General features: G+C 72.7%; 24 protein-coding genes, 1 tRNA gene and 2 pseudogenes. 12 read left to right on the top strand and 15 right to left on the bottom strand.

Annotation, left to right across the window (positions count from 1 at the left end):
* Nucleotides 1-59: 59 nt before the first annotated feature.
* The 3 genes from AC5L34_RS22250 to AC5L34_RS22240 all read right to left on the bottom strand — a co-directional run bounded on the left by AC5L34_RS22250 (nucleotide 60) and on the right by AC5L34_RS22240 (nucleotide 3,226).
* Nucleotides 60-1,346: a PucR family transcriptional regulator gene (locus AC5L34_RS22250; RefSeq protein ID WP_494826804.1), complete on the bottom strand. Its 1,287-nt coding sequence runs from the start codon at nucleotides 1,344-1,346 to the stop codon at nucleotides 60-62.
* 89 nt (nucleotides 1,347-1,435) lie between these two features.
* A complete protein-coding gene (locus AC5L34_RS22245; protein WP_441175147.1) occupies nucleotides 1,436-2,095 on the bottom strand; it encodes a response regulator in 660 nt (219 codons plus the stop codon).
* 24 nt (nucleotides 2,096-2,119) lie between these two features.
* Nucleotides 2,120-3,226, bottom strand: coding sequence for a sensor histidine kinase (locus AC5L34_RS22240; RefSeq protein ID WP_441175041.1), 1,107 nt, complete (start codon nucleotides 3,224-3,226; stop codon nucleotides 2,120-2,122).
* Between the two features lie 309 nt (nucleotides 3,227-3,535).
* Here AC5L34_RS22240 and AC5L34_RS22235 point away from each other — a divergent pair, with 309 nt between their 5' ends.
* Both AC5L34_RS22235 and AC5L34_RS22230 read left to right on the top strand, forming a co-directional pair.
* The gene (locus AC5L34_RS22235; protein ID WP_441175040.1) at nucleotides 3,536-3,874 is read left to right on the top strand and encodes a hypothetical protein; all 339 of its coding nucleotides are present in this window, start codon (nucleotides 3,536-3,538) and stop codon (nucleotides 3,872-3,874) included.
* 36 nt (nucleotides 3,875-3,910) lie between these two features.
* Nucleotides 3,911-4,837 carry an NADP-dependent oxidoreductase gene (locus AC5L34_RS22230; RefSeq protein ID WP_441175039.1) on the top strand — a complete coding sequence of 309 codons (927 nt, stop codon included), beginning with the start codon at nucleotides 3,911-3,913 and terminating at the stop codon, nucleotides 4,835-4,837.
* Nucleotides 4,838-4,891: 54 nt separating this feature from the next.
* Here AC5L34_RS22230 and AC5L34_RS22225 read toward each other — a convergent pair whose 3' ends face one another.
* A complete protein-coding gene (locus AC5L34_RS22225) occupies nucleotides 4,892-5,542 on the bottom strand; it encodes a hypothetical protein (RefSeq protein WP_441175038.1) in 651 nt (216 codons plus the stop codon).
* A 222-nt stretch (nucleotides 5,543-5,764) separates the two neighbouring features.
* On the opposite strand from AC5L34_RS22225, the gene AC5L34_RS22220 reads away from it, so the two are divergent.
* On the top strand, nucleotides 5,765-6,388 hold the full coding sequence (locus AC5L34_RS22220) for a copper resistance CopC family protein (protein ID WP_494826801.1): 624 nt from the start codon (nucleotides 5,765-5,767) through the stop codon (nucleotides 6,386-6,388).
* A gap of 153 nt (nucleotides 6,389-6,541) precedes the next feature.
* Here the strand turns inward: AC5L34_RS22220 and gltX are convergent, their stop codons facing one another.
* From gltX to AC5L34_RS22205, 3 genes are read right to left on the bottom strand one after another with little or no spacing between them, the layout of a single operon-like run.
* Entirely contained in the window at nucleotides 6,542-7,951 is a 1,410-nt protein-coding gene (gene gltX, locus AC5L34_RS22215) for a glutamate--tRNA ligase (RefSeq protein ID WP_494826799.1), read from the bottom strand.
* A 50-nt stretch (nucleotides 7,952-8,001) separates the two neighbouring features.
* Nucleotides 8,002-9,267, bottom strand: a complete 1,266-nt coding sequence (locus AC5L34_RS22210; RefSeq protein WP_494826797.1) for an MFS transporter — start codon at nucleotides 9,265-9,267, stop codon at nucleotides 8,002-8,004.
* Nucleotides 9,264-10,595, bottom strand: a complete 1,332-nt coding sequence (locus AC5L34_RS22205; protein WP_494826796.1) for a GH1 family beta-glucosidase — start codon at nucleotides 10,593-10,595, stop codon at nucleotides 9,264-9,266. Before AC5L34_RS22205 ends, AC5L34_RS22210 begins: the two co-directional genes overlap by 4 nt.
* Nucleotides 10,596-10,780: 185 nt before the next feature.
* Between AC5L34_RS22205 and AC5L34_RS22200 the strand changes: the two genes are divergently transcribed.
* Nucleotides 10,781-11,227, top strand: coding sequence for an SRPBCC family protein (locus AC5L34_RS22200; RefSeq protein WP_088999023.1), 447 nt, complete (start codon nucleotides 10,781-10,783; stop codon nucleotides 11,225-11,227).
* A gap of 163 nt (nucleotides 11,228-11,390) precedes the next feature.
* Here the strand turns inward: AC5L34_RS22200 and aceE are convergent, their stop codons facing one another.
* Nucleotides 11,391-14,135 carry a pyruvate dehydrogenase (acetyl-transferring), homodimeric type gene (gene aceE, locus AC5L34_RS22195; protein ID WP_494826793.1) on the bottom strand — a complete coding sequence of 915 codons (2,745 nt, stop codon included), beginning with the start codon at nucleotides 14,133-14,135 and terminating at the stop codon, nucleotides 11,391-11,393.
* A gap of 185 nt (nucleotides 14,136-14,320) precedes the next feature.
* On the opposite strand from aceE, the gene AC5L34_RS22190 reads away from it, so the two are divergent.
* Nucleotides 14,321-14,725, top strand: coding sequence for a YjbQ family protein (locus AC5L34_RS22190; protein ID WP_363900337.1), 405 nt, complete (start codon nucleotides 14,321-14,323; stop codon nucleotides 14,723-14,725).
* Nucleotides 14,726-14,812: 87 nt separating this feature from the next.
* Here AC5L34_RS22190 and AC5L34_RS22185 read toward each other — a convergent pair whose 3' ends face one another.
* From AC5L34_RS22185 to AC5L34_RS22175, 3 genes are read right to left on the bottom strand one after another with little or no spacing between them, the layout of a single operon-like run.
* Nucleotides 14,813-15,610 (bottom strand): DUF2705 family protein, encoded by a 798-nt coding sequence (locus tag AC5L34_RS22185; RefSeq protein WP_494826791.1) that lies wholly within the window; start codon nucleotides 15,608-15,610, stop codon nucleotides 14,813-14,815.
* Nucleotides 15,597-16,508 (bottom strand): ABC transporter ATP-binding protein, encoded by a 912-nt coding sequence (locus tag AC5L34_RS22180; RefSeq protein ID WP_441175032.1) that lies wholly within the window; start codon nucleotides 16,506-16,508, stop codon nucleotides 15,597-15,599. Before AC5L34_RS22180 ends, AC5L34_RS22185 begins: the two co-directional genes overlap by 14 nt.
* The gene (locus AC5L34_RS22175; RefSeq protein WP_441175031.1) at nucleotides 16,501-16,980 is read right to left on the bottom strand and encodes a GbsR/MarR family transcriptional regulator; all 480 of its coding nucleotides are present in this window, start codon (nucleotides 16,978-16,980) and stop codon (nucleotides 16,501-16,503) included. The genes AC5L34_RS22180 and AC5L34_RS22175 overlap by 8 nt, the downstream gene beginning before the upstream one ends.
* Nucleotides 16,981-17,119: 139 nt before the next feature.
* Between AC5L34_RS22175 and AC5L34_RS22170 the strand changes: the two genes are divergently transcribed.
* From AC5L34_RS22170 to AC5L34_RS22140, 7 genes and pseudogenes are all read left to right on the top strand, one after another.
* Entirely contained in the window at nucleotides 17,120-17,599 is a 480-nt protein-coding gene (locus AC5L34_RS22170; RefSeq protein ID WP_441175030.1) for a MarR family winged helix-turn-helix transcriptional regulator, read from the top strand.
* A gap of 51 nt (nucleotides 17,600-17,650) precedes the next feature.
* Nucleotides 17,651-17,993 (top strand): annotated as a pseudogene (locus AC5L34_RS22165) (transketolase); the annotation flags it as partial.
* Nucleotides 17,994-18,106: 113 nt separating this feature from the next.
* Nucleotides 18,107-20,182: pseudogene (locus AC5L34_RS22160) on the top strand (thiamine pyrophosphate-dependent enzyme); the annotation flags it as partial.
* A 112-nt stretch (nucleotides 20,183-20,294) separates the two neighbouring features.
* Nucleotides 20,295-20,732 (top strand): DUF3052 domain-containing protein, encoded by a 438-nt coding sequence (locus tag AC5L34_RS22155; protein ID WP_007072328.1) that lies wholly within the window; start codon nucleotides 20,295-20,297, stop codon nucleotides 20,730-20,732.
* Between the two features lie 83 nt (nucleotides 20,733-20,815).
* The gene (locus AC5L34_RS22150) at nucleotides 20,816-21,283 is read left to right on the top strand and encodes a peroxiredoxin (protein WP_088999030.1); all 468 of its coding nucleotides are present in this window, start codon (nucleotides 20,816-20,818) and stop codon (nucleotides 21,281-21,283) included.
* Nucleotides 21,284-21,362: 79 nt separating this feature from the next.
* Nucleotides 21,363-21,434, top strand: a tRNA-Val gene (locus tag AC5L34_RS22145).
* A 485-nt stretch (nucleotides 21,435-21,919) separates the two neighbouring features.
* Nucleotides 21,920-22,240 (top strand): RNA polymerase sigma factor, encoded by a 321-nt coding sequence (locus AC5L34_RS22140; RefSeq protein ID WP_441175028.1) that lies wholly within the window; start codon nucleotides 21,920-21,922, stop codon nucleotides 22,238-22,240.
* Nucleotides 22,241-22,498: 258 nt separating this feature from the next.
* Here AC5L34_RS22140 and AC5L34_RS22135 read toward each other — a convergent pair whose 3' ends face one another.
* The 4 genes from AC5L34_RS22135 to AC5L34_RS22120 all read right to left on the bottom strand — a co-directional run bounded on the left by AC5L34_RS22135 (nucleotide 22,499) and on the right by AC5L34_RS22120 (nucleotide 25,778).
* On the bottom strand, nucleotides 22,499-23,707 hold the full coding sequence (locus AC5L34_RS22135) for a HEAT repeat domain-containing protein (protein WP_441175027.1): 1,209 nt from the start codon (nucleotides 23,705-23,707) through the stop codon (nucleotides 22,499-22,501).
* 97 nt (nucleotides 23,708-23,804) lie between these two features.
* Nucleotides 23,805-24,281, bottom strand: coding sequence for a barstar family protein (locus AC5L34_RS22130; protein ID WP_441175026.1), 477 nt, complete (start codon nucleotides 24,279-24,281; stop codon nucleotides 23,805-23,807).
* Nucleotides 24,282-24,510: 229 nt separating this feature from the next.
* Nucleotides 24,511-24,897: a cyclic-phosphate processing receiver domain-containing protein gene (locus tag AC5L34_RS22125; protein ID WP_441175025.1), complete on the bottom strand. Its 387-nt coding sequence runs from the start codon at nucleotides 24,895-24,897 to the stop codon at nucleotides 24,511-24,513.
* 161 nt (nucleotides 24,898-25,058) lie between these two features.
* The gene (locus AC5L34_RS22120) at nucleotides 25,059-25,778 is read right to left on the bottom strand and encodes a hypothetical protein (RefSeq protein WP_441175024.1); all 720 of its coding nucleotides are present in this window, start codon (nucleotides 25,776-25,778) and stop codon (nucleotides 25,059-25,061) included.
* Nucleotides 25,779-25,850 lie beyond the last annotated feature (72 nt).

Genomic DNA, 25,850 nt, shown 5'->3' with positions numbered 1-25,850 from the left:
ACGGGCGGGTAGCGCTGTGCCGCCTCCGACCAAACCGCACTAGAACCTTTGGAGGAATCCTACAAAGATCGGCGGCGATCATCACCTGTGTGTGGCGTTTTGATGATACTTGGGGCCATTGTCTGGGTTGGTACCATCGGGACCACCGGGTCGAGCCGGCCGACGGTGAGGGCGACCTGGAGCGCGAACGCGTCGCGCGCCGCGAGCGGCGAGAAGCCGGTGACGTCGGAGATCCGCCGCAGCCGGTAGCGCACCGTGTTCGGATGCACGAAGAGGGACCGCGCGGCGCTCTCCAGCGTGCCGCCGGCCGCGAAGAAGGCGTCGAGGGTCTCCAGCAGCTCCCCGCCGGCGCGGACCAGGGCCGCGTAGACGTCGTGACGCAGCCGGCGGCGCGCCTCCGCGTCCCCGGCCAGCGCCCGCTCCGGCAGCAGGTCGTCCGCCGGCACCGGTCGGGGCGCGGTCGGCCAGGCCGGGGCGGCCCGGAAGCCGGCCAGCGCGGCGCGCGCCGACTCGGTCGCCTCGTCCAGGCTCGGCACGGCCGGACCGACCACCACCGGCCCGTCCCCGAACGTGCCGAGCAGCTTGCCGGTGGCCGCGACCGGGTCGGCGGCACCGCCGAGCACGATGACCAGCCGGTCGCCGTGCACCCCGCCGATCACCTCCGTGCCGATGCGCCGGGCCTGCCGGTGGACGGTGTGCAGCACGGCGGAGACCTCCCCGCCGGGGGAGCGGCCGACCGCCACCGCCACGGGCGGGGCGTCCGCCCAGCCGAGTGCCGCCGCGCGGCTCGCCAGCACGTCCGGCGAGTCGCCGCGCAGCAGGGCGTCCACCAGCAACGCCTGCAACCGGGCGTCCCACGATCCGCGCGACTCGGCGGCGCGGGCGTACACGCGGGCGGCGGCGAAGGCGATCTCCCGGGAGAACCGCAGCACCGCCTCGCGCAGCTGCTGCTCCTCGCCCTTCGCCGCCAGGTGCGAGACCTGCTCCTCGACCACGTCGATCATCACCTTCACCAGCGCGACGGTCTGCTGGAGGCTGATCGAGCGGGCCAGCGCCTGCGGCGCGGTGGCGAAGACCTCGTCCGAGACCTCCTGGGTGCTGTCCGCCGTGCCGCCGCCGTCGCGCAGCCACTGCACCAGCGACCGGGCGCCGGCCTGGGCCACCAGCATCACCCAGGAGCGGTGGTCGGGCGGCAGGTCGCGGAACCAGGGCAGCGTCTCGTCCATCCGGGCCACGCTGGCGCTGGCCAGCGCCCCCGCCGCCCGTTCGATCCGGCGCAGCGTGGCCGACAGTTCCGTCCCGCCCGGCTCGCTCACCGCCCCAGCGTGACACGCCCCGACCTGCACCTGGGCGCCGGGCGGCCCGCCCGCTGCGGGTGGCCGGCCTGCCGTGGCCCCGGGCGGCCCGGCCGCCGCGACGACGGGCGGCGGTGAGGTCAGGCCGGGGGCGGGGCGGGCAGCCCCAGTTCCTGGGCCAGGATGGCGGCCTGCACCCGACTGCGCAGGTCCAGCTTGGCGAGGATCCGGCTGACGTGGGTCTTGGTGGTGCTCTCGGCCAGCGCCAACCGGTCGGCGACCTGCTGGTTGGACAACCCGAGCCCCAGGCAGGCCAGCACGTCGCGCTCCCGGGGGGTGAGCGCGTCCACGGCCCCGCGCGTCGCGGCGGAGCTGGTCGGGGCGGTCGCCGCGAACGCGGTGATCAGACGGCGGGTGACCGCCGGGGCGATGAACCCCTCGCCCCGCGCGACCGTCCGTACCGCCGCCACCAGCCCCTCGGCGTCGGTGTCCTTGAGCACGAAACCCGCCGCCCCGGCCCGCAGCGCGCCGAAGACGTACTCGTCGAGGTCGAAGGTGGTGAGCACGAGCACGTCGGCGAGCCGGTCGGCGGCGATCTCCCGGGTGGCGGAGATGCCGTCCAGCCGGGGCATCCGCACGTCCAGCACGGCGACGTCCGGGCGCAGCTCGCGGCACAGCCGGACCGCCTCGGCGCCGTCCTCGGCCTCGCCCACCACCTCGACGCCGGCCGCCCCCGCCAGGACCAGCGCCAGCCCGGCCCGTACCGCCGCCTGGTCGTCGGCCAGCAGCACCCGGATCACCTCGGCCACGTCACGTCCCGCCCCTCACGGCGCCACCTCCGTCGGCAGCTCCACCCGTACCCGCCAGCGGCCGTCCGCCGGGCCGGCGGCGAACCGCCCGTTCAGCAGCACGGCCCGCTCCCGCATCCCGATCAGGCCGGCGCCCGCGCCGTTCAGCGTGCCACGGCCGGCGCCGACCGGGTTGCCCACGTCCACCACCAGCCCCGCCGGCTCATACGCGACGAGCAGGTCGGCCTCGCCGGCGCCGTGCTTGAGCGCGTTGGTCAGCGACTCCTGCACGATCCGGTACGCGGCGAGGTCCACCCCGACCGGCAGCGCGCGCGGCTCGCCGCGCCGGGTCGCGCGTACGGTCAGCCCGGCCGCGCGGACCCGCTCGACCAGCACGTCCAGCTCGCTGAGCCGCGCCCGGGTCGCCTCCTCCGTGGCGTCGACAGCCGTCCCGCCCTCCGCCGGTTCCCGCAGCAGGCCGATCATCTGCCGCATCTCGCCCAGCCCCTGCACGCTGCTCTCCCGGATCACCCGCAGCGCCGACTCGACCTGCGACCGGTCGAGCCCGGGCGCGGAGAGCACGGCCGTGGCGTGGATGGCCACCGCGCTCAGGTGGTTGGCGATCACGTCGTGCAGCTCGCGGGCCATCCGGGCCCGCTCCGCGCCGACCGCCTGGCGGCGGTCCAGCTCCACCAGGCGGGCCGTCTGCTCCGCCCGCGCCCGCTCGGCGGCCGCCTGGTCCCGGTACTGCCGCACGCTGATCCCGGTGAGCACCGGCAGCACCCCGGCCAGGACCACGGGCGCCCCGAAGCCCACGCCCCGCCAGTCGCCCTTCAGCAGCACCCCCACCGCCGTGCCGAGGACGCTCAGCCCGACCGTCGCCTGGAGCAGCCGACGCCACGTGCGGGCCGAGCCGAACACGCACGCGTCGTAGAGCACCTGGGTGTAGACCAGGACGGTCGCCAGCGAGCCGCCCAGAGCGAGGTCGGCCAGCACCGCCACCGTGCCGAGCGCCAGGCTGGCCCGGCTGGCGACCCGGCGCAGGCCCACCGCCACGCAGACCACGGCCAGCGGCAGCAGGAACAGCGTTTCCGGCACATCGGGGCGCCAGGACAGCTGCGGCTGCGTGCCCAGGCCGTACATGACCAACCCGCCGGCCAGACCCGCACAAGCGAGCAGAACGTCCCGCCCACGCCCCCCACCCCATACCCCCACCCCCAGATCCCACCACACCCCCTACACCCCGGGTTTCCGCCGATCGTGCAGGTGTGGTGGGGGGACGAAAGCTGCACAGGTGTACGAAATTCCCACCACAACTCCATGATCGCGAGGGGAGGGGGATGGGTGGGGTGGGGGAGTCGGGTGGCTGATGGGAGGGTCGGTGGCGGCCAGTACGGTGGCAGGGCCCGTCGGAGCTATCCCGGCGGGCGGGGCGAACGTGAGGAGACTCCGATGGCGCACGGGGAGGCCGAGCACGGCTGCGCCCAGGGCGAGCCCTGCCGGCCGGGCCACCACGAGCAGCCGGCGGCGGCCAAGCACCGCCGGCTGCCCGGCGGGTTCCCGGCGCACGCGCCGGAGCACCCGGCCCGCGCCCCGGAGCGCCCCGATGACGAGGTCACCGTGCCCCGGCAGCGCGTCGCGGAGCCGGCTCCGGCCGGCGAGGTCGAGTCGGCGGTGGCGCGGGGCTGCCGCAGCGACCTGCCCGGCTGGGCGGGCGCGCACCGGCACGGCCCGGTCCGCCCCCAGCAGCGCGCGACCCGCCGCGAGCGCCCGCCGCGCCGCTGGTGCTGACCACGGCGACGCCGTCCGGCCGCTAGCGTGGTCGGTGTGAAGGCGATCGCGATCGACGCGTACGGCCCGGCCGACCTGCTGACCGTCCGGGACCTGTCCGACCCGCCGGTCGGCCCGGACACGGTGCTCGTGCGGGTGCGGGCGGCCGGGGTGAACCCGGTCGACTGGAAGGTGCGCGAGGGGCACCTGTCCGGCGCGATCCCCGGGCACTTTCCGCTTGTCCCGGGCTGGGACGCGGCCGGGGTGGTCGAGGCGGTCGGCCCGGCGGTCACCGGGTTCGCCGTGGGCGACGAGGTCGTCGGGTACGTCCGCCGCGACCACGTCCAGTACGGCACGTACGCCGAGCTGGTGCCGGCGCCCGAGCGGACGCTGGCGGGCAAGCCGGTCCAGGCGTCCTGGGCCGAGGCGGCCGGCCTGCCCCTGGCGGGTCTGACGGCGTACCAGGCGCTCCAGTCGGCCCGCACCGGCGCCGGCGACACGGTGCTGGTGCACGGGGCGTCCGGCGGGGTGGGCCACCTGGCGGTGCAGATCGCCCGGGCGCTCGGCGCCGATCGCGTGATCGGCACGGCCGGCGCGGGCAACCACGACTTCGTCCGGTCGCTGGGCGCCGAGCCGGTCACGTACGGCGCCGGGCTGGTCGACCGGGTCCGCGCGGTCGCGCCCGACGGGGTCGACGTGGTGCTCGACCTGTTCGGCGGCGACGCGCTCGACGCCTCCGCCGAGTTGATCACCCGCCCCGCTCGGCTGATCTCCACGGCCGACCCGGAGCACGTCACCCGGCTGGGCGGCAGCTACCTGTTCGTCAAGCCGTCGACCGTGGATCTGGGCGTGCTCGCCGGGCTGGTCGACGCCGGCCGGCTGACCGTCCACGTGCAACGGACGTTCCCGCTGGCGCAGGCGGCGGACGCACAGCGCCTGGTGGAGGCGGGGCACATCCGCGGCAAGGTGGTCCTGGAGGTCTGACCCGGCCCCGCGCACCCGGCCGTCGTTCGGGCGTGTGCCCCCGGCCGGGGCGGGTCAGCGGGTGCGGCGGCGGACCAGCAGCGCGATACCGGCGAGCCCCGAGGTGATGACCAGCACCACCGCGACGTTGAGCAGCAGCAGTCGCTGCAACTCGCCGAGCGCCTCGTCAATGTCCTTCGCCGGGTTGAGGGCGTCCTCCGGGATGACCCGTTCGCCACCGCCGACGCCGCCACTGACGGTGTCGAACTGCCGCTCCAGCGGGACCCCGGCCGTGCGGAGCGTCTCCGACATGCTGAGCCGGCCGAGGAACCAGCCCGCGGCGGTCTTGCGGGCGTCCGGCTGCTTGGCCGGGCGGAAGACGCGCGGCCCGCCGACCGCCTTCGGGTAGAGGTCGTACGTCTGCTTCGGGACGTCACCGGCGTAGACCACGACGGTGTACTTCGGACCGAGGTCGGCGGCCTTCGGGCCCTTGGCCTGCCCCGTACGGCCGAGGAAGTTGACCTGGTCGATGATCGCCACCACGTGCGCGGGCTGGGCCTCGGCGCGCAGCCGCAGCGGCTCCGCCAGCCCCTCGCCGGTGATCTGCACCCCGGCCGGCGGGGGCTTCGGTGCCGCCGTCGCCGTCTCGGCCGGGCCGAGCGACAGGACCGCCGCCGCGAGCCCGCCCGTCAACACCGCGACCAGCCGCCGCATCGTTCGGACCATCGCCGCCTCCTCGCCCCGTTCGATGGATGGCTTGCTGCAGGTCACGCGTTGGTTGGCTGACGGGGGTGACCGAACCCGTGCAGGGCGCCACCCTCAAGACTGCGCAGAACGTCGATCGGTTGCAGCTCGTGGAACAGTAATTGGAACTATCTGTGATCCCGGCCCGACCAATGAACGGCGGCCGTGGATCAGCGGGCGGATCGTACCTTTACGGAGGGGTTCATGGGGGGCAGATTCCCACGAGTGGCGCTCACCTGGCCAGTGGTGGTCGGCGTGGCGCTCGGTGTGTCGTTGTTGCTGCCGGCCGCGCCGGCGGCCGCCCACAACTCGCTGACCGGCAGCGATCCGCGCGACGGTGCCCGGGTGGCCGAGGCGCCGGCCCGCATCGAGCTGCGGTTCCTGGCCAAGGTGGACCCGAATACGACGAAGATCACAGTCACCGGTCCGGACAACGTGGCCGCGCTGGGCGGTGCCCCGACCTTCTCCGGGTCCCGGGTGAGCATGCCGTTCAAGCCGGGCCGGGCGGGGCTCTACGTCGTCGACTACCGGGTGGCCTCCAGCGACGGGCACCCGGTCACCGGCGAGGTGCGGTTCACCCTGACCACGGGCACCCCCGCCGAGTCGCCGACCGCTCCGGCGTCGGCCGTACCGCCGTCGCCCGGGACCGGGCCGACCTCGGCCGCGCCCGAGTCGGCGGGCACGGGCTCGCCGACGGCGGCGGTGCCGGCGGCGAAGGAGAGCGACGACTCGGGCGGGCGCGGCTGGCTGTGGGCGCTCGGCGGCGTGCTCCTGCTCGCCGCCCTCGCCGCCGGCCTGCTGCTGCGCCGCCGCTCGGCCGGCCGCTGAGCGGCACGAGCCCCCGACGCCTCAGCGCCCGGACCGACCGGTCCGGGCGCTGAGGGAGGTACGCCGTGCGCGGCGCGCCGGCGTGCGGGCCACCTGCCGGCGCGGACGCCTTCCCGACGGAGCGCTCGTGGCGGTCGGGAAGGCGACCGGGGCTCAGACCAGGCGGACCCGGGCGGCGCGCAGCCGGCTCAGGGTGCGCTCGCGGCCGAGCACCTCCAGCGACTCGAACAGCGGCAGCCCGACGGTGCGGCCGGTGACCGCGACGCGTACCGGGGCCTGGGCCTTGCCGAGCTTGAGCCCGCGCTCGGCGCCGACGGCCTCCAGCGTCGACTTGAGCGTCTCCGCGTCCCACGACTCCAGCGCCTCGAACGCCGCCGTGGCGGCGTCCAGCAGCTCCGCCGAGCCCTCCTTCATCGCCTTGGCCCAGGCGGCCTCGTCGATCAGCGGCGCGGCGAGGAAGAGGAAGTCGACGTTCGGCACGATCTCGCTGAGCAGCGCGATCCGGGTCTGCGCCAGCGGGGCCACGGCCGCGAAGGCGTCCGCGTCGAACTCCTCCGGCTGCCACGGCGGCGGGGCGATGGTGCCGGTGCCCGTCAGCCACGGCCGGCAGGCCTCGACGAACTCCTCGACCGGAAGCGCCCGGATGTACTCGCCGTTGAACGCCCGGAGCTTCTTCTCGTCGAAGAACGCCGGCGAGGGGTTGACCTCCTCCAGCCGGTACTCCTGCTCGATCACCGACCACTCGACGATCTCGCGGTCGCCCGACGGCGCCCAGCCGAGCAGCATCAGGTAGTTGCGCATCGCCGAGGCGAGGTAGCCCTCGTCCCGGAACGCCTCCAGGGCCACCTTGTCGCGGCGCTTGGAGAGCTTCTGCCGCTTCTCGTTGACCACCACCGGCACGTGCGCCCAGATCGGCGGCTTGACCCCGAGGGCGTCCCACAGCAGCTGCTGCTTCGGGGTGTTGGGCAGGTGCTCCTCGGCCCGGATCACGTGGGTGATCCCCATGGTCATGTCGTCGACCACGTTGGCGAGCAGGAAGACCGGCGAGCCGTCGCCCCGGGCGATGACGAAGTCCTCGATCAGCTTGTTCTCGAAGGTCGGCTCACCGCGGATCAGGTCGACCACCACGGTCTCGCCCTCGTCGGGCGTACGGAAGCGCAGGGCGCGTCCCTCGCCGGCCGGCAGGCCCCGGTCCCGGCAGAAGCCGTCGTAGCCCTGGTACTGCGAGCCGGTGCGGGCCTGCACGGCCTCGCGGGTGCAGTCGCAGTAGTAGGCGCGGCCGGACGCCTGCAGCCGCGCGGCGGCGGCCCGGTGCTCGCCGGCGTACTCGGACTGGAAGTACGGGCCCTCGTAGCTGCCGCGCTCGATGCCGATCCAGTCCAGCGCGGAGAGGATGCCCTCGGTCCACTCCGGCTTGTTGCGGGCCGCGTCGGTGTCCTCGATGCGGAGCACGAACACCCCGCCCTGCTGCTTGGCGTAGATCCAGTTCTGCAGCGCCGAGCGGGCACCGCCGACGTGGAACATCCCGGTCGGGGAGGGGGCGAAGCGCACACGTACCGTCACGTCCCCCAGCCTACGGCGGCGCGCGACCGGATTAGGTCAAGGGGTACGCCTCAGGGCACCGAGCGGATCTTCAGCACCAGCACGCTGCCCAGCACGGTGACCGCCGCGGTGGCCGCGTAGAGCGCGGGGTAGCCGCCGAGGTGCACCACGAGCGGGGCGGAGATCGCGGGGCCGAGCACCTGCGGGGCCGAGTTGGCGATGTTGATCACGCCCAGGTCCTTGGCCCGGTCGGTGGCGGCGGGCAGCACCTGGGTGATGAGCGCGGCGTCCACCGACAGGTAGACGCCGTACCCGGCGCCGAGCAGCAGCGCGGCGGCCACGGCCACGGGCCAGACCGGTGCGACGGCCAGCAGCAGCGCGGCGACCGCCATGATCCCGCCGGCGGTGATGACGAAGACCTTGCGCCGGCCGGAGCGGTCCGACAGCCGGCCGGCCACCACGGCCGTGGCCGCGAGACCGGCCGTGTAGAGCAGGATCAGCACCAGCAGGCCGCCCTCGGGATCGGGGTGGCGCACCTCGTCGGTGAGGAAGTAGAGCAGGTAGAGCGTGCCGAGCGCGTTGCCGAGCTGCACCAGGAAGCGGGTGATCCAGGCCCAGCCGAAGTCGGGGTGCCGGCGCGGCGAGACCCACATCGAGGCGAGCAGCGCGCGCCAGCGCAGCGCCGGGCGGTGCGCCCGGGGCAGCGGGTCGTCGGCGGTGAGCAGCGCGAACGGCAGCGCCAGCAGCAGCACGGCGACCGCCATCGTGGCGTAGCCGGCGGCGGTGCCGCTCACCAGCACCACGCCGAGCACCAGCCCCAGCGCCTGGGGGATGCCGACCCAGCCGGAGACGCCGCCCCGCTGGACGACCGGCACCCGGTCCGGCACGGCGGCGGTCAGGCTGGCCAGCATGGCGTTGAAGCAGACCTGCGCGGCCACCCAGCCGAGCGCTACCCCGGCGACGGTGCGCTGCTGCGCGAGCAGCACCAGGGCCGCCGCGCCGAGCAGCGCCCCGCCGGCGGTCCACACGTGCCGGCGGCCGAACTCCCGCCCGGCCAGCCGCAGGCAGGTGCGGTCCGACAGCGCCCCGGCGAGGGGGTTGGCGAGCACCGCGGCGAGCGCGCCGAGGCCGGTGACCACGGCGAGCGCGGTCTCCTTGTCGGCCGGCGCGATCCGCTCCAGCTGCTGCGGCAGCAGCACCTGGATGGGCGTGAAGAACGCCATCCAGACCCCGAGGTTCGCGGCGAAGATCAGCGCGATCCAGCCCCGCCGGACCGGCACGGTCGGCTCGGCGAGCGCCGCCGGCAGCGACGCCGGCGTGGGGTCGACGGTGGTCACGGCCGGGCGATCAGGTCGCGCAGCCAGGCGTACGAGGACTTGGGCGTACGGAGCTGGGTGTCGAAGTCGACGTGCACCAGGCCGAAGCGCTTGGTGAAGCCCTCCGCCCACTCCCAGTTGTCCAGCAGCGACCAGACGAAGTAGCCGGTCACGTCGACGCCCTCGGTCATCGCCGCCCGTACCGCGCGCAGGTGCCCGTCGAGGTAGGCGATGCGCTCCGGGTCGTGCACCCGGCCGTCGGCGTCGGGCGCGTCGTCGTACGCGCAGCCGCTCTCGGTGATCTGGATCGGCGGCAGGTCGTCGGCGTACGTGCGGTGCAGCCAGCCGAGCAGCTCGTGCAGCCCGTCCGGGGCGACCGGCCAGTCGAAGGCGGTGCGCGGGTACCCGTCGAGCGGCACGAACTCGAACGGCAGGGGCGAGCCCTCCTGCGGGGCGCGTACGCCGGTGGGGTTGTAGTAGTTGACGCCCAGCACGTCGATCGGCGCGGCGATCACGTCGAGGTCGCCGGGGCGCACCACGGCAGTGTCGAAGCCCAGCTCGGCGGGGTAGCCCCGGCCGAACAGCGGGTCGGTGAAGAGGCGGTTGTGCAGCGCCTCGTACGCCGCGGCGGCGGCCCGGTCGGCGGCGGCGTCCCCGGCCGGGCGCACCGGCGAGTAGTTGTTCGCGATGGCCACCGGGCTCGCGGTGCGCGCCCGCAGCGCGGCGACGGCGAGACCGTGGGCGAGGAGCTGGTGGTGGGCCACCGGGAACGCGTCGAAGAGCAGCGTCCGGCCGGGGGCGTGCTCGCCCGTACCGTGGCCGAGGCTCATGTGGATGAACGGCTCGTTGAGGGTGATCCAGAGCTTCACCCGGTCGCCGAGGCGGGCGGCGGTCGCGTCGGCGTACTCGGCGAAGCGGTGGGCGGTGTCGCGGTTCAGCCAGCCGCCCGCGTCCTCGAGGGTTTGCGGCAGGTCCCAGTGGAAGAGCGTGGCGACGGGATCGACGCCGTGGGCGAGCAGGTCGTCGACGAGCCGGTCGTAGAAGTCCAGGCCGCGCGCGTCGACCGGGCCGTCGCCGGTGGGCCGCACCCGGGGCCAGGCGATCGAGAAGCGGTACGCCGAGACGCCCAGCCCGGCCAGCAGCGCGACGTCCTCGGCGTGCCGGTGGTAGTGGTCGCAGGCCACGTCGCCGGTGCTGCCGTCGGCGATCCGCCCGGGGGAGTGGGCGAAGGTGTCCCAGATGGACGCTCCCCGCCCGTTCTCGCCGACGCCGCCCTCGATCTGGTAGGCGGAGGTGGACACTCCCCAGCGGAATCCGGCGGGGAACTCGGGCATCGCTGCGGTCGACATGCGCCCTCCCGGCGTACGTGAATCGTGTTCGCGACTCTAGAGCGCCGTCGATCGATGCGCCATAGGTCTTCCGGCGCCGCAGCGCAATGGATTTCGGCGTGTCTTTTCCAAACCCGTCCAGGTACGTCCGAATTTGCGCATAGAGTGCCGATATCGTGGGATGTCCTCACTGGAGGAAGACGGAAATGATCCTCGTGGAACGCAGTGCGCACGTGATGGCGCCGATGGAAGCGGTCTGGGACGTCGTGCAGCGGGCCGAGCAGTTGCCGGCCTGGCTGGCGGGGGTCCGCGCGGCCGAGGTGCTCTCGGGAGAGGGCTTCGGGCGCCGACAACTCGTCCAGGCCGGACGTGGCGCGGCGCATGAGGCCGAGGTGATCGCCTACCAGGAGCCGACCCTGATCGGCTGGCGCGAACGCGCCAAGGGCGCCGGTGCCCGGGCGGAGGCGCGCACCGAGATCTACGTCCAGCTCACCGCGGACGAGGAGGAGGGCGGGACGATCGTGCGACTCATCGTCGTACGCTGGCCGGCCGGTCCGGTCAAGGCCGCCCTGCTCCGCCTCGGCCTGCGCAGGGTCGGCGCCGACCTGGAGGACTCGCTCGCCCGGCTGACCGATCTGGCCGCCGTCGGCTGAGCCGGGCACGTCCTGGCGTCACCCGCGACGGCGGTGGCCCGGTGTCCCCGCCAGGGACCCCCGGGACCACCGCCGTTCCGCTTCACGCGCCGCCACGGCCCGGCCCGACCGGCGACGACGAAGGGCCCGGCGCACCCGCGCCGGGCCCTTCGTCGGGTACGTCCTAGCTGTCGCCGCCGGTCTCGCCGACCGGGGCCGCGTTCACGTCCTCGATGGCGTACTTCTTGGCCGCCTCGGCCGGCACGTTCGCCGGCACCGTGCCGCGCAGGGCCAGCTGCCGCAGCGTCGCGACCACCACCGACTCGGCGTCGACGTGGAAGTGCCGGCGCAGGGCGTGCCGGGTGTCCGACATGCCGAAGCCGTCCGTGCCGAGTGAGGTGTAGTCGCCGGGCACCCAGCGGGCGATCAGGTCCGGCACCGCGCGCATCCAGTCGCTGACCGCGACCTTCGGGCCCTCGGCGTCGGCCAGCTTCTGCTGGATGTACGGCACCCGCTGCTCACCGCCCGGGTTGAGCAGGTTGTGCTCCTCGCACTGCACCGCGTCGCGGCGCAGCTCCGTCCAGGAGGTCACCGACCAGACGTCGGCGGCCACGCCCCAGTCCTGGGCCAGCAGCTGCTGCGCCTTCAGCGCCCACTGCATGCCGGTGCCCGAGGCGAGCACGTTGGCCTTCGGCGCGTCGTCGCCCACCGACGGGGCGGGGGAGTAGCGGTAGATGCCCTTGAGCACGCCCTCGACGTCCACCCCCTCCGGCTCCGCCGGCTGGAGGATCGGCTCGTTGTAGATCGTCAGGTAGTAGAAGACGTTCTCCTGCGCCTCGCCGTACATGCGGTGCAGGCCGTTCTCCACGATGTGCGCGATCTCGAACGCGAACGCCGGGTCGAACGCGACCACCGCCGGGTTGGTGGCGGCGATCAGCAGCGAGTGGCCGTCCTCGTGCTGGAGCCCCTCGCCGTTGAGCGTGGTCCGGCCGGCGGTGGCGCCGAGCAGGAAGCCCCGGGCCATCTGGTCGGCGGCGGCCCACAGCCCGTCGGCGGTGCGCTGGAACCCGAACATCGAGTAGAAGATGTACATCGGGATCATCGGCTCGTCGTGGGTGGCGTACGCCGAGCCCGCCGCCGTGAACGAGGCGACCGAGCCAGCCTCGTTGATCCCCTCGTGCAGGATCTGCCCGCCGGTGGACTCCTTGTACGACAGGAACAGCTCCCGGTCGACCGAGGTGTAGCGCTGCCCGTGCGGCGAGTAGATCTTCTGCGTCGGGAAGAGCGAGTCCATGCCGAAGGTGCGGGCCTCGTCCGGGATGATCGGCACCCAGCGCTTGCCGAACTCCTTGTCCTTCATCACGTCCTTGAGCAGACGGACGAAGGCCATCGTGGTGGCCACCTTCTGCTTGCCCGAGCCGCGCTTGACGTCGGCGAAGCGCTCCGGGCCGGGGATGGCGAGCCGCTTCTGCCCGGAGCGCCGCGACGGCAGGTAGCCGCCGAGCTGCTGGCGCCGCTCCTTGAGGTAGGCGATCTCGTCGGACTTCTCGCCCGGCGTGTAGTACGGCGGCAGGTAGGGGTTGTCCTCCAGCGCCTTGTCCGGGATGTCCAGGTAGAGGCGGTCGCGGAAGGTCTTCAGGTCCTCCAGCGTCAGCTTCTTCATCTGGTGCGTGGCGTTGCGGCCCTCGAAGTGCGAGCCCAGCGTCCAGCCCTTGATCGTCTTGGCCAGGATGACGGTCGGCTGACCGGTGTGCTCCATCGCCGCCTTGTAGGCCGCGTAGAGCTTGCGGTAGTCGTGCCCGCCCCGCTTGAGGTTCCAGATCTCGTCGTCGCTGAGGTCCTCGACCATCTTGCGGGTCCGCTGGTCGCGGCCGAAGAAGTGCTCCCGGACGTACGCCCCGGACTCCGCCTTGTAGGTCTGGTAGTCACCGTCGGGCGTGGTGTTCATCAGGTTGACCAGCGCGCCGTCGGTGTCCGCGGCGAGCAGCGGGTCCCACTCCCGGCCCCAGACCACCTTGATGACGTTCCAGCCGGCGCCCCTGAAGAACGCCTCCAGCTCCTGCATGACCTTGCCGTTGCCGCGCACCGGCCCGTCGAGGCGCTGGAGGTTGCAGTTGATCACGAAGGTGAGGTTGTCCAGCTCCTCGCGGGCGGCCACGCCGATCGCGCCGAGCGTCTCCGGCTCGTCCATCTCGCCGTCGCCCAGGTACGCCCACACGTGCTGGTCCGAGGTGTCCTTGATGCCCCGGTGGTGCAGGTAGCGGTTGAACCGCGCCTGGTAGATCGCGTTCAGCCCGCCCAGGCCCATCGAGACCGTGGGGAACTCCCAGAAGTCCGGCATGAGCCGCGGGTGCGGGTACGACGGCAGGCCGCCGCCCGGGTGTGACAGCTCCTGGCGGAACCCGTCGAGCTGGTGCTCGGTCAGCCGCCCCTCCAGGAACGCCCGCGCGTACATGCCGGGGGAGGCGTGGCCCTGGTAGAAGATGTGGTCGCCGCCGCCCGGGTGGTCCTTGCCGCGGAAGAAGTGGTTGAAGCCCACCTCGTAGAGCGAGGCCGAGCTGGCGAAGGTGGAGATGTGCCCGCCGACGCCGATCTCGGGGCGCTGCGCCCGGTGCACCAGCATGGCCGCGTTCCACCGCACGTACGCCCGGATCCGCCGTTCCACGTGCTCGTCACCCGGGAACCACGGTTCGCGCTCCGGCGGGATGGTGTTGATGTAGTCGGTGGTGGTCAGCGACGGCACCCCGACCTGGCGCTCGCGGGCCCGCTCCAGCAGGCGCAGCATGACGTAGCGGGCGCGCTTGGTCCCGCGCTCGTCGATGACACCGTCGAGCGACTCGACCCATTCGCCGGTCTCTTCAGGGTCGATGTCCGGAAGCTGGCTCGGCAGACCAGCGGTGATCACCGGGCGCTTGCGTTCCGTAGCCACAGGCGTTCCCTCGGTTCTGTGTGGGATAGGTCTCTAGCGCCATCCTGCCCCCTGGTGGCACCCGCCGTCACGCCCACCGCCCGGAGACGCGACGCGCGACACAGGTACCCGTCGGTAACTTTGCGCAACCGGCCAGGCCGGTGGGAGTTGGGCGGCCGGCTACCGCCTCGGGCAGAATGCGTCGTATGCGCAGTGAGGTGATCACCGTCCAGACCGGGGCCCGGCCCACCGTCCGGGACATCACGGCGGAGGCCGAGCGCTTCGTCGCCGGGCAGGGCGACGGCCTGCTGCACGTCTTCGTGCCGCACGCCACCGCCGGACTGGCGATCATCGAGACCGGCTCGGGTTCCGACGACGACCTGCTCGCCGCGCTCGACGACCTGCTGCCCACCGACGACCGCTGGCGGCACCGGCACGGCTCGCCCGGGCACGGGCGCGACCACGTGCTGCCGGCCTTCGTCCCCCCGTACGCGACGCTGCCGGTGGTCGACGGCCGGCTGGCGCTGGGCACCTGGCAGTCGGTCTGCCTGGTCGACCCCAACGGCGACAACCCCACCCGCAGCGTCCGCTTCTCGTTCCTGCCCGGCTGACGGCGCGCTCCGAGCCGCCCGGTCGGGCCGCGACGGCGCGTTCCGCACCGCCCGTTCCGACCGCGACGGCGCGTTCCGTGCTTCGGGTCAGACCGCGATGTCGCGTCGGGCGAAGGTGACCGCGCCGACGGCGGCCAGCGCCACGGTGGCGCCGGCGAGCAGCAGCGCCCCGACCGGCTGCACGCCGTCGAGCAGCGGCGAGCCGCCCAGGTACCAGTGGAACGGGGACAGCTCCCGCGTCCAGGCCAGCCCCCGCACCTGGGGCAGGACCGAGTTCGCCAGGTAGCCGAGCACGGCCACCGCGGCGCTGACCCCGAGCGCCACGGCCCGCCGCCCGGTGGCCGCGCCGACAGCGAAGGCGAGCGCGGCGAAGGCCAGCCCGAACAGGGCCAGGTGCAGGGTCATCGCCGCGAAGCCGCCGACGCCGATGCCGTCGAACTGCGACGGCCCGCTCAGCGCGACCATCGCCAGGCCGAGCAGGACGGCCACCGCCACGATGCCGACAGCCACCGCGGCGAGGCGGAGCAGGACCAGCCGGGTCCGGCCGACCGGGTGGGCGAGCACCAGGTCGAGCGTGCCGGCCTCCTCGTCGCCGGCCACCGCGCGGGCCCCGGCGGCGATGGCGAACACGGCGACCAGCAGCGGCACCAGCAGGCCGTACACGGCGCTGCCGAGGTAGCCGGCGGCGCTGGTGAGGTCGCTGTAGTTGAACGCCTCCAGCAGCCCCTCCGGGTACGCCTCCAACGCCTTCGTCATCTCCGGCGTCTGCATCGTCGGCCAGAACGAGGCGTACATCGCCCCGACGGCGACGATCGACACGGTCCAGCCGAACAGCGACCGGCGCGCGTCGTAGAGGGCCTTGGTGAACGGGTCACGCAGCAGCACGGACGGACTCCTCGCGCGAGTAGTAGCCGAAGAACAACTCCTCGAGATCGGGCTCCTCGGAGAGCAGCCCGATCACGGTGTGCCCGGCGGCCGCCTTGACCAGCGCGTCGGCCCGCCCGTCGAGGCGGCAGCGCAGGGTCGTTCCCGCGACCGTCACCTCGCTCACGCCCGGCAGGGCGGCGAACTCCGCCTCGGCGACCGGCTCGGCGAAGGTGACCTCCACCCGGCGTACGGCACGCTCGCGCAGCTCCTCGACCCGCGCCACGGTGACCAGCCGGCCCTCGCGGATGATGCCCACCCGGTCGGCGGCCTGCTGCACCTCGCTCATGACGTGCGAGGACATGAACACCGTCCGGCCGTCGGCGCGCGCCTCCCGCACCAACGACAGGAACTCCTGCTGGAGGAACGGGTCGAGCCCGCTGGTCGGCTCGTCGAGGATCAGCAGCTCCGGGTCGTGCATGAAAGCCTGCACCACGCCGACCTTCTGCCGGTTGCCCTTGCTGAGCCCTCTGATCCGCCGGCCGAGGTCCAGGTCGAGCCGGGCGGCCAACTCGTCGATCCGGGCCCGGGGCACCCCGCCGCGCAGATTGCCCAGGTAGGTGAGCAGCTCCCGGGCGCTCTGCCGGCCGTCCACGACGAAGTCGCCGGCCAGGTAGCCGATCCGGCGGCGCAGGGCGACCCCGTCGCGGCGGGGATCCGCGCCGAGGACGCTGATCCGGCCGCTGGTCGGGCGGATCAGGTCGAGCAGCAGCCGGATCGTGGTGGACTTGCCGGCTCCGTTGGGACCGAGGAACCCGTACACCTCGCCGCGCTCGACCCGCAGGTCCAGCCCGGTCAGGCCCCGGTTGCGCCCGTAGGTCTTGACCAGTTCGCCGGTCTCGATGGCGGGGTCAGCCATCGTTGCCTCCCCTCTTGTCGTACTCGGCCTCGAAGCGTTCGACGAGCTTCGGCACCTCGCGCTCGACGAACGCGTAGAAGTCCCGCATCACCCGCAGCCGTTCGCTGCCGGGCGCGTCCTCGCCGCCGACGACGGTCAGCCCCTGCTCCATCAGCTGGCGGAACACCCGGAACTTGGCGGCGTCGGCGGCGATGCGGATGATCGCGTCCGGCCTGACCTCGTAGGCGTGCCCGCGGTGGCCCGGCACCGGCACCCGCCGGGCCAGCCCGCTGGTCTCCAGCATCCGCATGCCGGTGCTGACCGAGCCCTTGGAGAGCCCGAGCCCCTCGGCGAGCTGGGCGCTGGTCTGCCACGGCGGGTCGCAGACGAGCAGCCAGCCGAGCAGCTTGCCGTACGCCGGTGGCAGGCCGAGCCCGCTCAGCACGACGGCGGCCTCCTCGGCGTAGTGGCGCTGGGCGGACGCTTCCGTCATGACTCCTCGTTTCGAACGTTCAATAAGTTCTGAACAGACCATACGCGCGGGTCGGCGTCCCCGGCAAGGGGTGTCGTGCCGCCGGCAGACCCCGTGCGGTCCGGGTGCCGAACTGTCGGCCGAAAGTAGGATGTGCGGCATGGCGCAGCACACCGTCCCCTCCACCCCGGCGGATCCCGCCCGCGCGGCGCTGGCGGGCGACGTGGTGCGCCGTATCACGCACATCGCCGCCGCGCTGCGCCACCAGCAGGGCATGGAGATCGCCGAGCTGGGGCTGACCCCCGCGACCGCGCGGGCGCTCCACGAGCTGGACCCCGACCGGCCGCTGCCGGCCCGTGACCTCGCCGCCGGGCTGGGCTGCGACCGCTCCAACGTGACCGCCCTGGTGGACAAGCTGGAACGGGCCGGGCTGGTCGAGCGGCACGCCGACCCCGCCGACCGGCGGCAGAAGACGCTGGTGGTGACCGGGCCGGGACGGCAGGTGCGGGCCCGGGTGCAGCAGGTCATGTCGGATTCCCGGCTGCTCGCCGGGCTCAGCGGGCGGGAGCTGGCGACCCTGCGCGAGCTGGTCTGGAAGGTCTCCGACGGGGGCTGCCCCGAGCGGTGCGACGAGGACTGACCGACACCGCGTCGTTCGTGTCCGAGTGGGCGCGCGGGCCGCTCGTCGGTAATGCTGTCCGACGTGACCACCCCGCAAGATCTCGACGACCGGTTCCGGGAGACGCTGGCCGCGCTGGCCGCCCCGGCGCAGCGGCGTGACCCGGCACGGCCGGTCACCGACGACACGACTCTGACCGGCGCGCGGGCGCTGGAACTCTTCGACGCGCAGGCCACCAGCCGCCAGCTCGACCTCGCCGGCCGGTGGCTGCGCAGCTTCGGCGAGGGCTTCTACACGATCGGTTCCGCAGGCCACGAGGGCAACGCCGCGGTGGCCGCCGCGCTGCGCGCCACCGATCCGGCGTTGCTGCACTACCGCTCGGGTGCCTTCTACTGCGTCCGCGCGGCCCAGGCCGGCGGGTCGGTGCCGGCGGAGCGGCCGGAGGCCGAGCGTCCCGAAGACGACCAGCCAGAGGCCGCGCGGCCCGAGGCCGAGCGGGTCGGGGCCGGGCACGGTGGTTCCGAACGGCCCGCCGAGGCTTCGCCGGGCGACGCGGTCGGCTCCGGCGACGCCCCCGCCCCCGACGCCCCCGCCCCGGACGAGCCGGCCGGCGGCGCCGGGTCCGTCGCGGACCAGCCGCTCTCCCCGGCGTACGCCGAAGCGGCCCGCGACGTCCTGCGCGGCATGGTCGCCTCCAGCCGCGAGCCGATCGCCGGCGGACGCCACAAGGTCTTCGGCCGGGCCGACCTGGCCGTCGTCCCGACCACCTCCACCATCGCCTCCCACCTGCCCCGCGCCGTCGGGATGGGACTGGCGGTGGAACGGCTCCGCCGGCTGGACACCTCCGGCCGGCGCGACGGGGCACAGGCCGGCGCCGAGCAGGCGCCCTGGCCGCCGGACGCCATCGTGGTCTGCTCGTTCGGCGACGCCTCGGTCAACCACGCGAGCGCCACCGCCGCGTTCAACACCGCCGGCTGGTACGACCACACCGGCCTGCGCATCCCGGTGCTCTTCGTCTGCGAGGACAACGGCCTCGGCATCAGCGTCCGCTCCCCGAAGGGGTGGGTGGAGACCACGCTGCGGTCCAAGCCGGGGATCCGCTACTTCGCCGCCGAGGGCGACGACCTGGTGCGGGCGTACGAGGCCGCGGCCGAGGCGGCGGCCTGGGTGCGGCGGCACCGGCGTCCCGCCGTGCTGCACCTGTCGACGGTGCGGCTGATGGGGCACGCCGGGGCGGACGCCGAGACCGCGTACCGCAGCGCCGGTGAGATCGCCGCGGACCTCGACCGCGACCCGCTGGCCGGCACGGCACGGCTGCTGGTCGACGCCGGGGTGGCCACGGGCGAGGAGCTGCTGGCCCGCTACGACGAGATCGGCTGGCAGGTGCGCCGGATCGCCGAGGAGGTGCTGGACGAGCCGAAGCTCACCGCGCCGGCGGACGTGGTGGCCCCGCTGGCCCCCCGCCGGCCGGCCCGCCTCGCCCGGGCGGTGGCCGACGCGGCGGCCCGCGCCGCGGGCCCCGGTGCCGGCGCCCGGACGGAGGCGTTCGGTGGCAAGCCGCCCGAGCTGACCGGCCCGCTGACGCTGGCGCAGAGCATCAACGCCGCGCTCGCCGACGGAATGCTCGACCACCCGCAGATGGCGGTGTTCGGCGAGGACGTCGGCGCCAAGGGCGGCGTCTACGGGGTGACGAAGGGGCTGCGGGACCGCTTCGGCGCGGCCCGGGTCTTCGACACGCTGCTCGACGAGACCTCGATCCTCGGGCTGGGGCTCGGCGCCGGGCTGGCCGGGATGCTGCCCGTGCCCGAGATCCAGTACCTGGCGTACCTGCACAACGCCGAGGACCAGCTGCGCGGCGAGGCCGCCACGATGCAGTTCTTCTCGCAGGGAGCCTTCCGCAATCCGATGGTGGTGCGGGTGGCCGGCCTGGCGTACCAGGAGGGCTTCGGGGGGCACTTCCACAACGACAACTCGGTGGCCGTACTCCGGGACGTGCCAGGTCTGGTGATCGCCGTGCCGGCGCGGCCCGACGACGCCGCGCCCATGCTGCGCACCTGCCTGGCCAGCGCCGCGGTGGACGGCACCGTCTGCGTCTTCCTGGAGCCGATCGCGCTCTACCACACCCGCGACCTGTACGCCGACGGTGACGGTGAGTGGCTGGCCCACTACGCCGAGCCCGGCGCGTGGACCGGCGGCCACGTGCCGATCGGGCGGGCCCGCGTCTACGGCGTCGGCTCCGCCGAGGACGTCACGATCATCACGTTCGGTAACGGAGTGCCGATGTCGCTGCGCGCGGCGGCCACCCTCGCCGACGAGGGCGTCGGCACCCGGGTGGTGGACCTGCGCTGGCTGTCCCCGCTGCCGGTGGCCGACATCATCCGCGAGGCCGCGGCGACCGGCCGGGTGCTGGTCGTGGACGAGACCCGCCGCTCCGGCGGGGTGGGCGAGGGGGTCATCGCGGCCCTGGTGGATGCCGGATATGTCGGAGCGGCGCGCCGAGTGGCCGGAGTTGACTCGTTTGTACCATTAGGCCCGGCGGCGCGTCAGGTTCTGGTCTCCGAGGAAGCAATTACCCAGGGTGCCCGCACGCTCCTGGCACGGTAAATTCCGTTGCACCCGGTGCGCCACTTGCGCGGGGAGCCACAACTGTGTGGACTTTGCCTGACGGCGTCGACGTGACGCCGCAGGCAGGGATGAGATGAGGAGGCACGCGACAGTGAGCGCGACCGCTGGTCAGGCCGCCGACGGGGTACGCAGCCTGGCGGACCGGTTCGGGATCGAACCGGGGATGGTCGTCATGGAGATGGGGTACGACGAAGACGTCGACCAGGATCTCCGGGACGCCCTGACCGACCGCTGTGGAGAGCTGGTCGACGAGGACACCGACGAGGTGGTCGACGCGGTGCTGGTCTGGTACCGCGACGGCGACGGTGATCTCTTCGAGCTCCTCGTCGACGCCCTCGGCCCGCTGGCCGACAACGGCGTCGTGTGGCTGCTCACGCCCAAGGCGGGGCGTGAGGGGCACGTGGAGCCGAGCGAGGTCGCCGAGTCCGCGCCCACCGCAGGCCTCCAGCAGACCTCCACCGTCAACGCCGGCCGGGACTGGAGCGGCGCCCGCCTCGTCCTGCGCCGCGGGGCCAAGGGCAAGAAGTAGACCGAGGCCGGCGATCACCCGGCGGCGCCCGCTGCCGGGTGTGGCAGGCTGTTGCCCATCCGACCCCATCCTGAGGAGCTCGCATGCCGATCGAGGTTGGCGCCGAGGCGCCGGACTTCGTGCTCAAGGACCAGAACAACCAGGAGGTCCGGCTCTCGGACTTCCGTGGCAAGCGCACCGTGCTGCTGGTCTTCTACCCGCTCGCCTTCACCGGGATCTGCCAGGGTGAGCTGTGCGAGGTGCGGGACAACCTCAACGACTACGTCAACGACGACGTCCAGGTGCTGACGGTCAGCGTCGACTCCGTCTACGCCCACAAGATCTGGGCCGACAAGGAGGGCTACCAGTTCCCGCTGCTGGCCGACTTCTGGCCGCACGGCGCGGTGGCCCAGTCGTACGGCGTTTTCAACGACGTCGCCGGCATCGCCAACCGGGGCACCTTCGTGATCGACAAGGCCGGCGTGGTCCGCTTCGCCGAGATGAACATGCCGGGCGAGGCCCGCGACCAGCAGGGTTGGCGCAAGGCCCTCGCCGACGCCGTCGCGGCTTGACCAACCGGGCACGCCGTACGACCGGGCCGGTGGAGGGCAGGGTAAGCTAGCCAACCTCCGGCCCGCTCGTACGGGTTCCGGGCGCGTAGCTCAGTGGGAGAGCACTCGCCTTACAAGCGAGGGGTCGCAGGTTCGAAACCTGCCGCGCCCACCCTTCACCACCCGCACCAACACCGGCCCGAAGATCAGAAACCAGGCCGATGGCAGCAACGGTGACAAGCGATGTCCCGATGGGCGAACCGCGACGACTGGGCGCGCTCGACATCCACCCGTCGGCCCTGTTCCGTACGCGATCCGCCGCCGGACTGCCCTCCAGGACAGATACGCCCTGCTGGCGGCCGACCCGGCGGTCGACGAAGAAGTCGACCCCGACAAGATCGACGACGACGTCCTGGCGCTGATGTTCGTCAGCTGCCACCCGGTGCTCTCCCCCGAGGCCCGGGTGGCGCTGACCCTGCGCGTGGTCGGCGGCCTGTCCAACGTTCGCCGGTCCTGCTGGAGGACCAGGACCGGCGGCGGTGGGACTTCTCGGCGATTCGCCGTGGGCTGGCCGCGCTGGTCAAGGCATCGACTCGCGGCCTCGGCCCCTACGGCCTGCAGGCCGCGATCGCCGCCGCCCACGCGTCGGCGCCCTCTGTGGAGGCGACCGACTGGGACCGGATCGTGGTGCTCTACGAGGCGCTCGGCCGGGTCGCGCCCTCGCCGGTGGTCGAGCTCAATCGGGCCGTCGCCGTGGCCATGGCCTCGGGTCCGGCGCAAGCCCTGGCCATCGTGGACGAGCTGATCGCCGTGGCCCGGCTCCCCGGTTCGCATTTGGTTCCGACCGTACGCGGGGAGCTGCTGGCCCGCATCGGCCGGCGGCCGGAAGCGCGCGCCGAGCTGGAGCTGGCGGCCCGGCTGTGCGCCAACCAGCGCGAACGCTCAGTGCTGCTGCGCAAGGCGGCCGCGCTGGGCTGACCTCTCCAGCCCGGCCAGCCGGGATTCGTGTACAGGCCCCACTCCACCACTCCACGATTCGACGTAGCCGTCACCGCGACTCCAACCGCATGGCCACGATCATCCCAGCCGTACAGGTGCCGCCCCCACCTGTCGCCGCCGGCCACCGCCGACATCCTGATCTGCCGCCGATAGCGCGCTTGTCGTCGCTGTTTGGAGCGCCGCTCATCGCCCACCTCAAGGCCACGCGTAGGGGGACCGCCATCCACGTGGTGTTGGCTACCCGTCCCCGCCAGCGTAGGCGCGCAGCGCCTCGTAGGTTGTCGGCAGGCCGTGTTGGCGGAGCGGGCCGTCCGGGCCCGACGGGCCGAATACGTGTGGATTCTGCGTGAGCCAGAGGACCACTGCCCGCTGTGCCGCCGTCAGTTCCTGGAAGGTGTGGCCGTGGTCCGATTCCATGTGCGGGAACGCGTAGTCCAGCACCACGTTGAAGTGGTTGTGCCAGTTCGACGTGGGTTGCTCGGCCAGTACCACGGCGACGAGGTCCGCACGCATCTGCTCGGCCATCGGCTCGGCGACGCGGTCGAGCACTTCGAGTGCGAGATCGGCGGGGTGTGCTTCCCAGATGGTCTGCTCGATGTTCCGCTTCCGGAGGATCGCCCATGAGCGGAGTTCGGCTACTGCAGAGCCCGGTGCCCCTTCCCCTGCCAGGAGCGCCCACGTCAGTGCAGCCGACCATCTCAGGTGGGAATCTGTGCTTCCAAGCTGTCTGTCGAGAAGGTCCGCCACATGCTGTGTACACGCGCCGCCGACCAGTCCCAGGGCGACGAGCGCCGCTCCCGCTATCCGCACTGGCTGCTGGTCGTCGGAGGCGACTTCGATGAGGCGGGGGCGGATGGAGGCCATTTCTTCCGGGAACCAGGCCAAAGCTTGGATCGCTTCGCCTGCGACCTCGGCGTCGGAGTCAGCCAGGCATTTCAGCAGCACCGGGACGCCGGACCGGACGGCGTCGTACGCGACGAGCTCGTGCCTGGTCTCCAACAGGCGCCGCTCGGCCTTGGCCAGCGGGATGGGCTGTCTCTGCCCTGTGCTGACGACGTCGTACCAGTGCTTCATCGTCCGCGACCAGCGCTGCCAGGTCTCCTCGGGGACTTGGGCCACGGCGTGCCGCATTTCGGCGACCGGGAAGCCGGTGGCCATGTGGTCGTGCCCGTAACCGACGGCAAGGCTGGAGAGCAGGCGAATGACTTCGTGCCTGGCCGGCGTGGTGGGGTCGGCCACCAATTCCAGCAGGAACCGGACTGCGTATGCGCTGGCCTCGTAGCGACTGCCCTGATGGAAGATGTTGCCGTACAACTCGTACATCGCTGCGCTGCGGACCTCGCCGTCGGGTGAGCGCAGGTCACGGATGAGGCCGGGTACGTCCTCGGCGCTTCCGTATGCGTGCGTCAACGAGGCCCAGTCGACGCTGTTCAGGTCGAGTTGCACCCCCCGCATTCTCCACGATGCGTGGCCAACATGGGGTACGCCGACTCCTCTGCCGATAAGCGGACGGTAGGCGGTGGCCGCGCGCATCGACGACTCGCTATATTTTGTCCACTGCATAGGCGATCTCCTGCCGCAACGGCGCCGCCTCCTCGTCGCGGTCGCACAGCAGCAGCACCCTGAACGGGATGCCCTTGCCGTCCGGCTGGCCGAGCGGGCTCGCCCAGTGACGAACGGCCTGATAAAGGATTTGGAATAGCGTGTGCTGATCCTCGGCACTGCTCGACAGCAACTGGGGCGCGTTCTCGACCACGATCAGGTACCCGTCCGCCGGCAGCCAGTTCAGATCACGAAGGCAGTCGGACAACGCGTTCCAGTTCCAGCCAAAGTAGCCGGGAAAGAGGAGCGCGTCGGAGAACTCGTAGAGGGCGTGGTCGGCATCCGTCATCCTCGTTCCGTCAAGCCGGGCGACGACGAACCTGCCCGTTGCCGGTAGCGCAGCGGCGAGCTCCACCAAGGCACTGCGCGAGCAAACCGCGAGCTGGTCAGTGGAGCCGCTCCACCAGTTGTTCATCATTCAGGCCCACCACGGTCTGCGTAGTTCCACGACCTCAGCGACCTCGCACGCCGTGTCTCCCGGGGTCTTCAGTGTGCCCGGGAAACAGCACAGCACGACGGGCAGGCCCTCGACCGAATGACCGGATCGGCTGACAAGCGGTCGCCAGTGCGGACGAGGCTCCGTCACGTCGGCCCCCGCAGCGTGCCGGTGGGGACCGATTGGAGCGAGGTTGAAGCCAGCGTCCTGTTCAGGCAGGGCGTCGATGGCCGTCAGATGTAGGCGCATCGAGATAGCCGACGTCCGTGGAACCCGACGCGATGCGGACGCGGTAGCCCCAGTTTCGGAGGACCTGTGCGATCTTCGCGGCGCCGCCCGGGTTGCAGGAATGGACGTTGACGACGCCGATGTAGAAGGGGCGCTTCTCGAAAGCGGCCCGTTCCAAGACCTCCACGACCGGCCAGATCGTGTCGTTGCCGCCCAGGTCGTGATCCAGCCATAGCTCATCCACGTGCCCGTCCCGGTACCGATGGAGGAGTTCGACTCCGGCAGCGCTCGTAGGGGCCACCTCCGCGCTGCGGCCATCGACGAACGAACGAAGGTCATCGACCAGAACGATCGTCCGGCGGGCATCCACGCGATGATGATGCCCGGCGCCGTCACAATTGCCAACCGGATCTGCCGCCGCCCGAGAGTCACGAGGCGTGACGAGGTGTCGTAGGATCCGTCGCGCTGAGACAGGGGACCCCCTGTGTTACCGAATCATCTGAGCGCCGCTGCTGCGGCACCGGCGTCTCGTCAGCGGGCCGTTTGCTTGCCAACTGTGTCGGCTCGGATCGCGATGGTGACCTGGTTCCCCGCGGCGGGGTCGATGACGCAGTGCAGTCCGAGGTCTGTGATGCGGCCGTCGCGTGGGTCCCACTCGCGGGCACCAGCGTCACTTCCCAAGATTGAGCCGAGCGAGTCGATCGTGGGCTTCCACAGGTTCGGCCAGGCGCGGCGGGGCCCGACCACGAACGCAAGCTGGAGGGCGATACCGCCATCGAGAAGTGGTTGAGCGGCGATGATCTGGTCGCGGATCTGCCGCTTGTATGCGGTGGTACTGGCTGACGCAGTCGTGCGCACCTGCAGCGAGCACACCCCGCCGGGATCCTGGACAGCGTGCGTCTGGCACACCGCGACCGAGGACCTCGTTGCATGCCGCTTGGTCGCCCACACCGAGGCGAACTGCCGCCCGATGCCCTTGGTCAACTGCGGGACGAGCGGAAACAGGTAGTTGTCGAGGTCGTTGAGCGCGAGCAGGGGCACCTTGTCCGGCAGCCCGATGTCCACGCGCAGCGCGAGCGGATCCGGTGTGACGCCCAACTGCATGGCGACGGCCGACTGGACGTCGGCGGCAAACGCGGCGAAGCGGACCTGGCCAGGTGACCCAGCCGTGTCCCAGCTGGCCAGGGCAGGCGGAACGCTCAGCGCGCTTCCCATGGACTCCGGGCGCGCATAGAAGACAGGCAAGGCCACAGGCGGAATCTATCGCCAGACCACAGCTCGACCACCCGTTGTGCCTGCGGGTTGCTCGGAGCAGCGTTCCTT

This window comes from Micromonospora sp. ZG13 (genome assembly GCF_059359355.1).
Note: the sequence above shows the minus strand (reverse complement) of the source record. Positions and strands in the feature narration are given on the sequence as shown.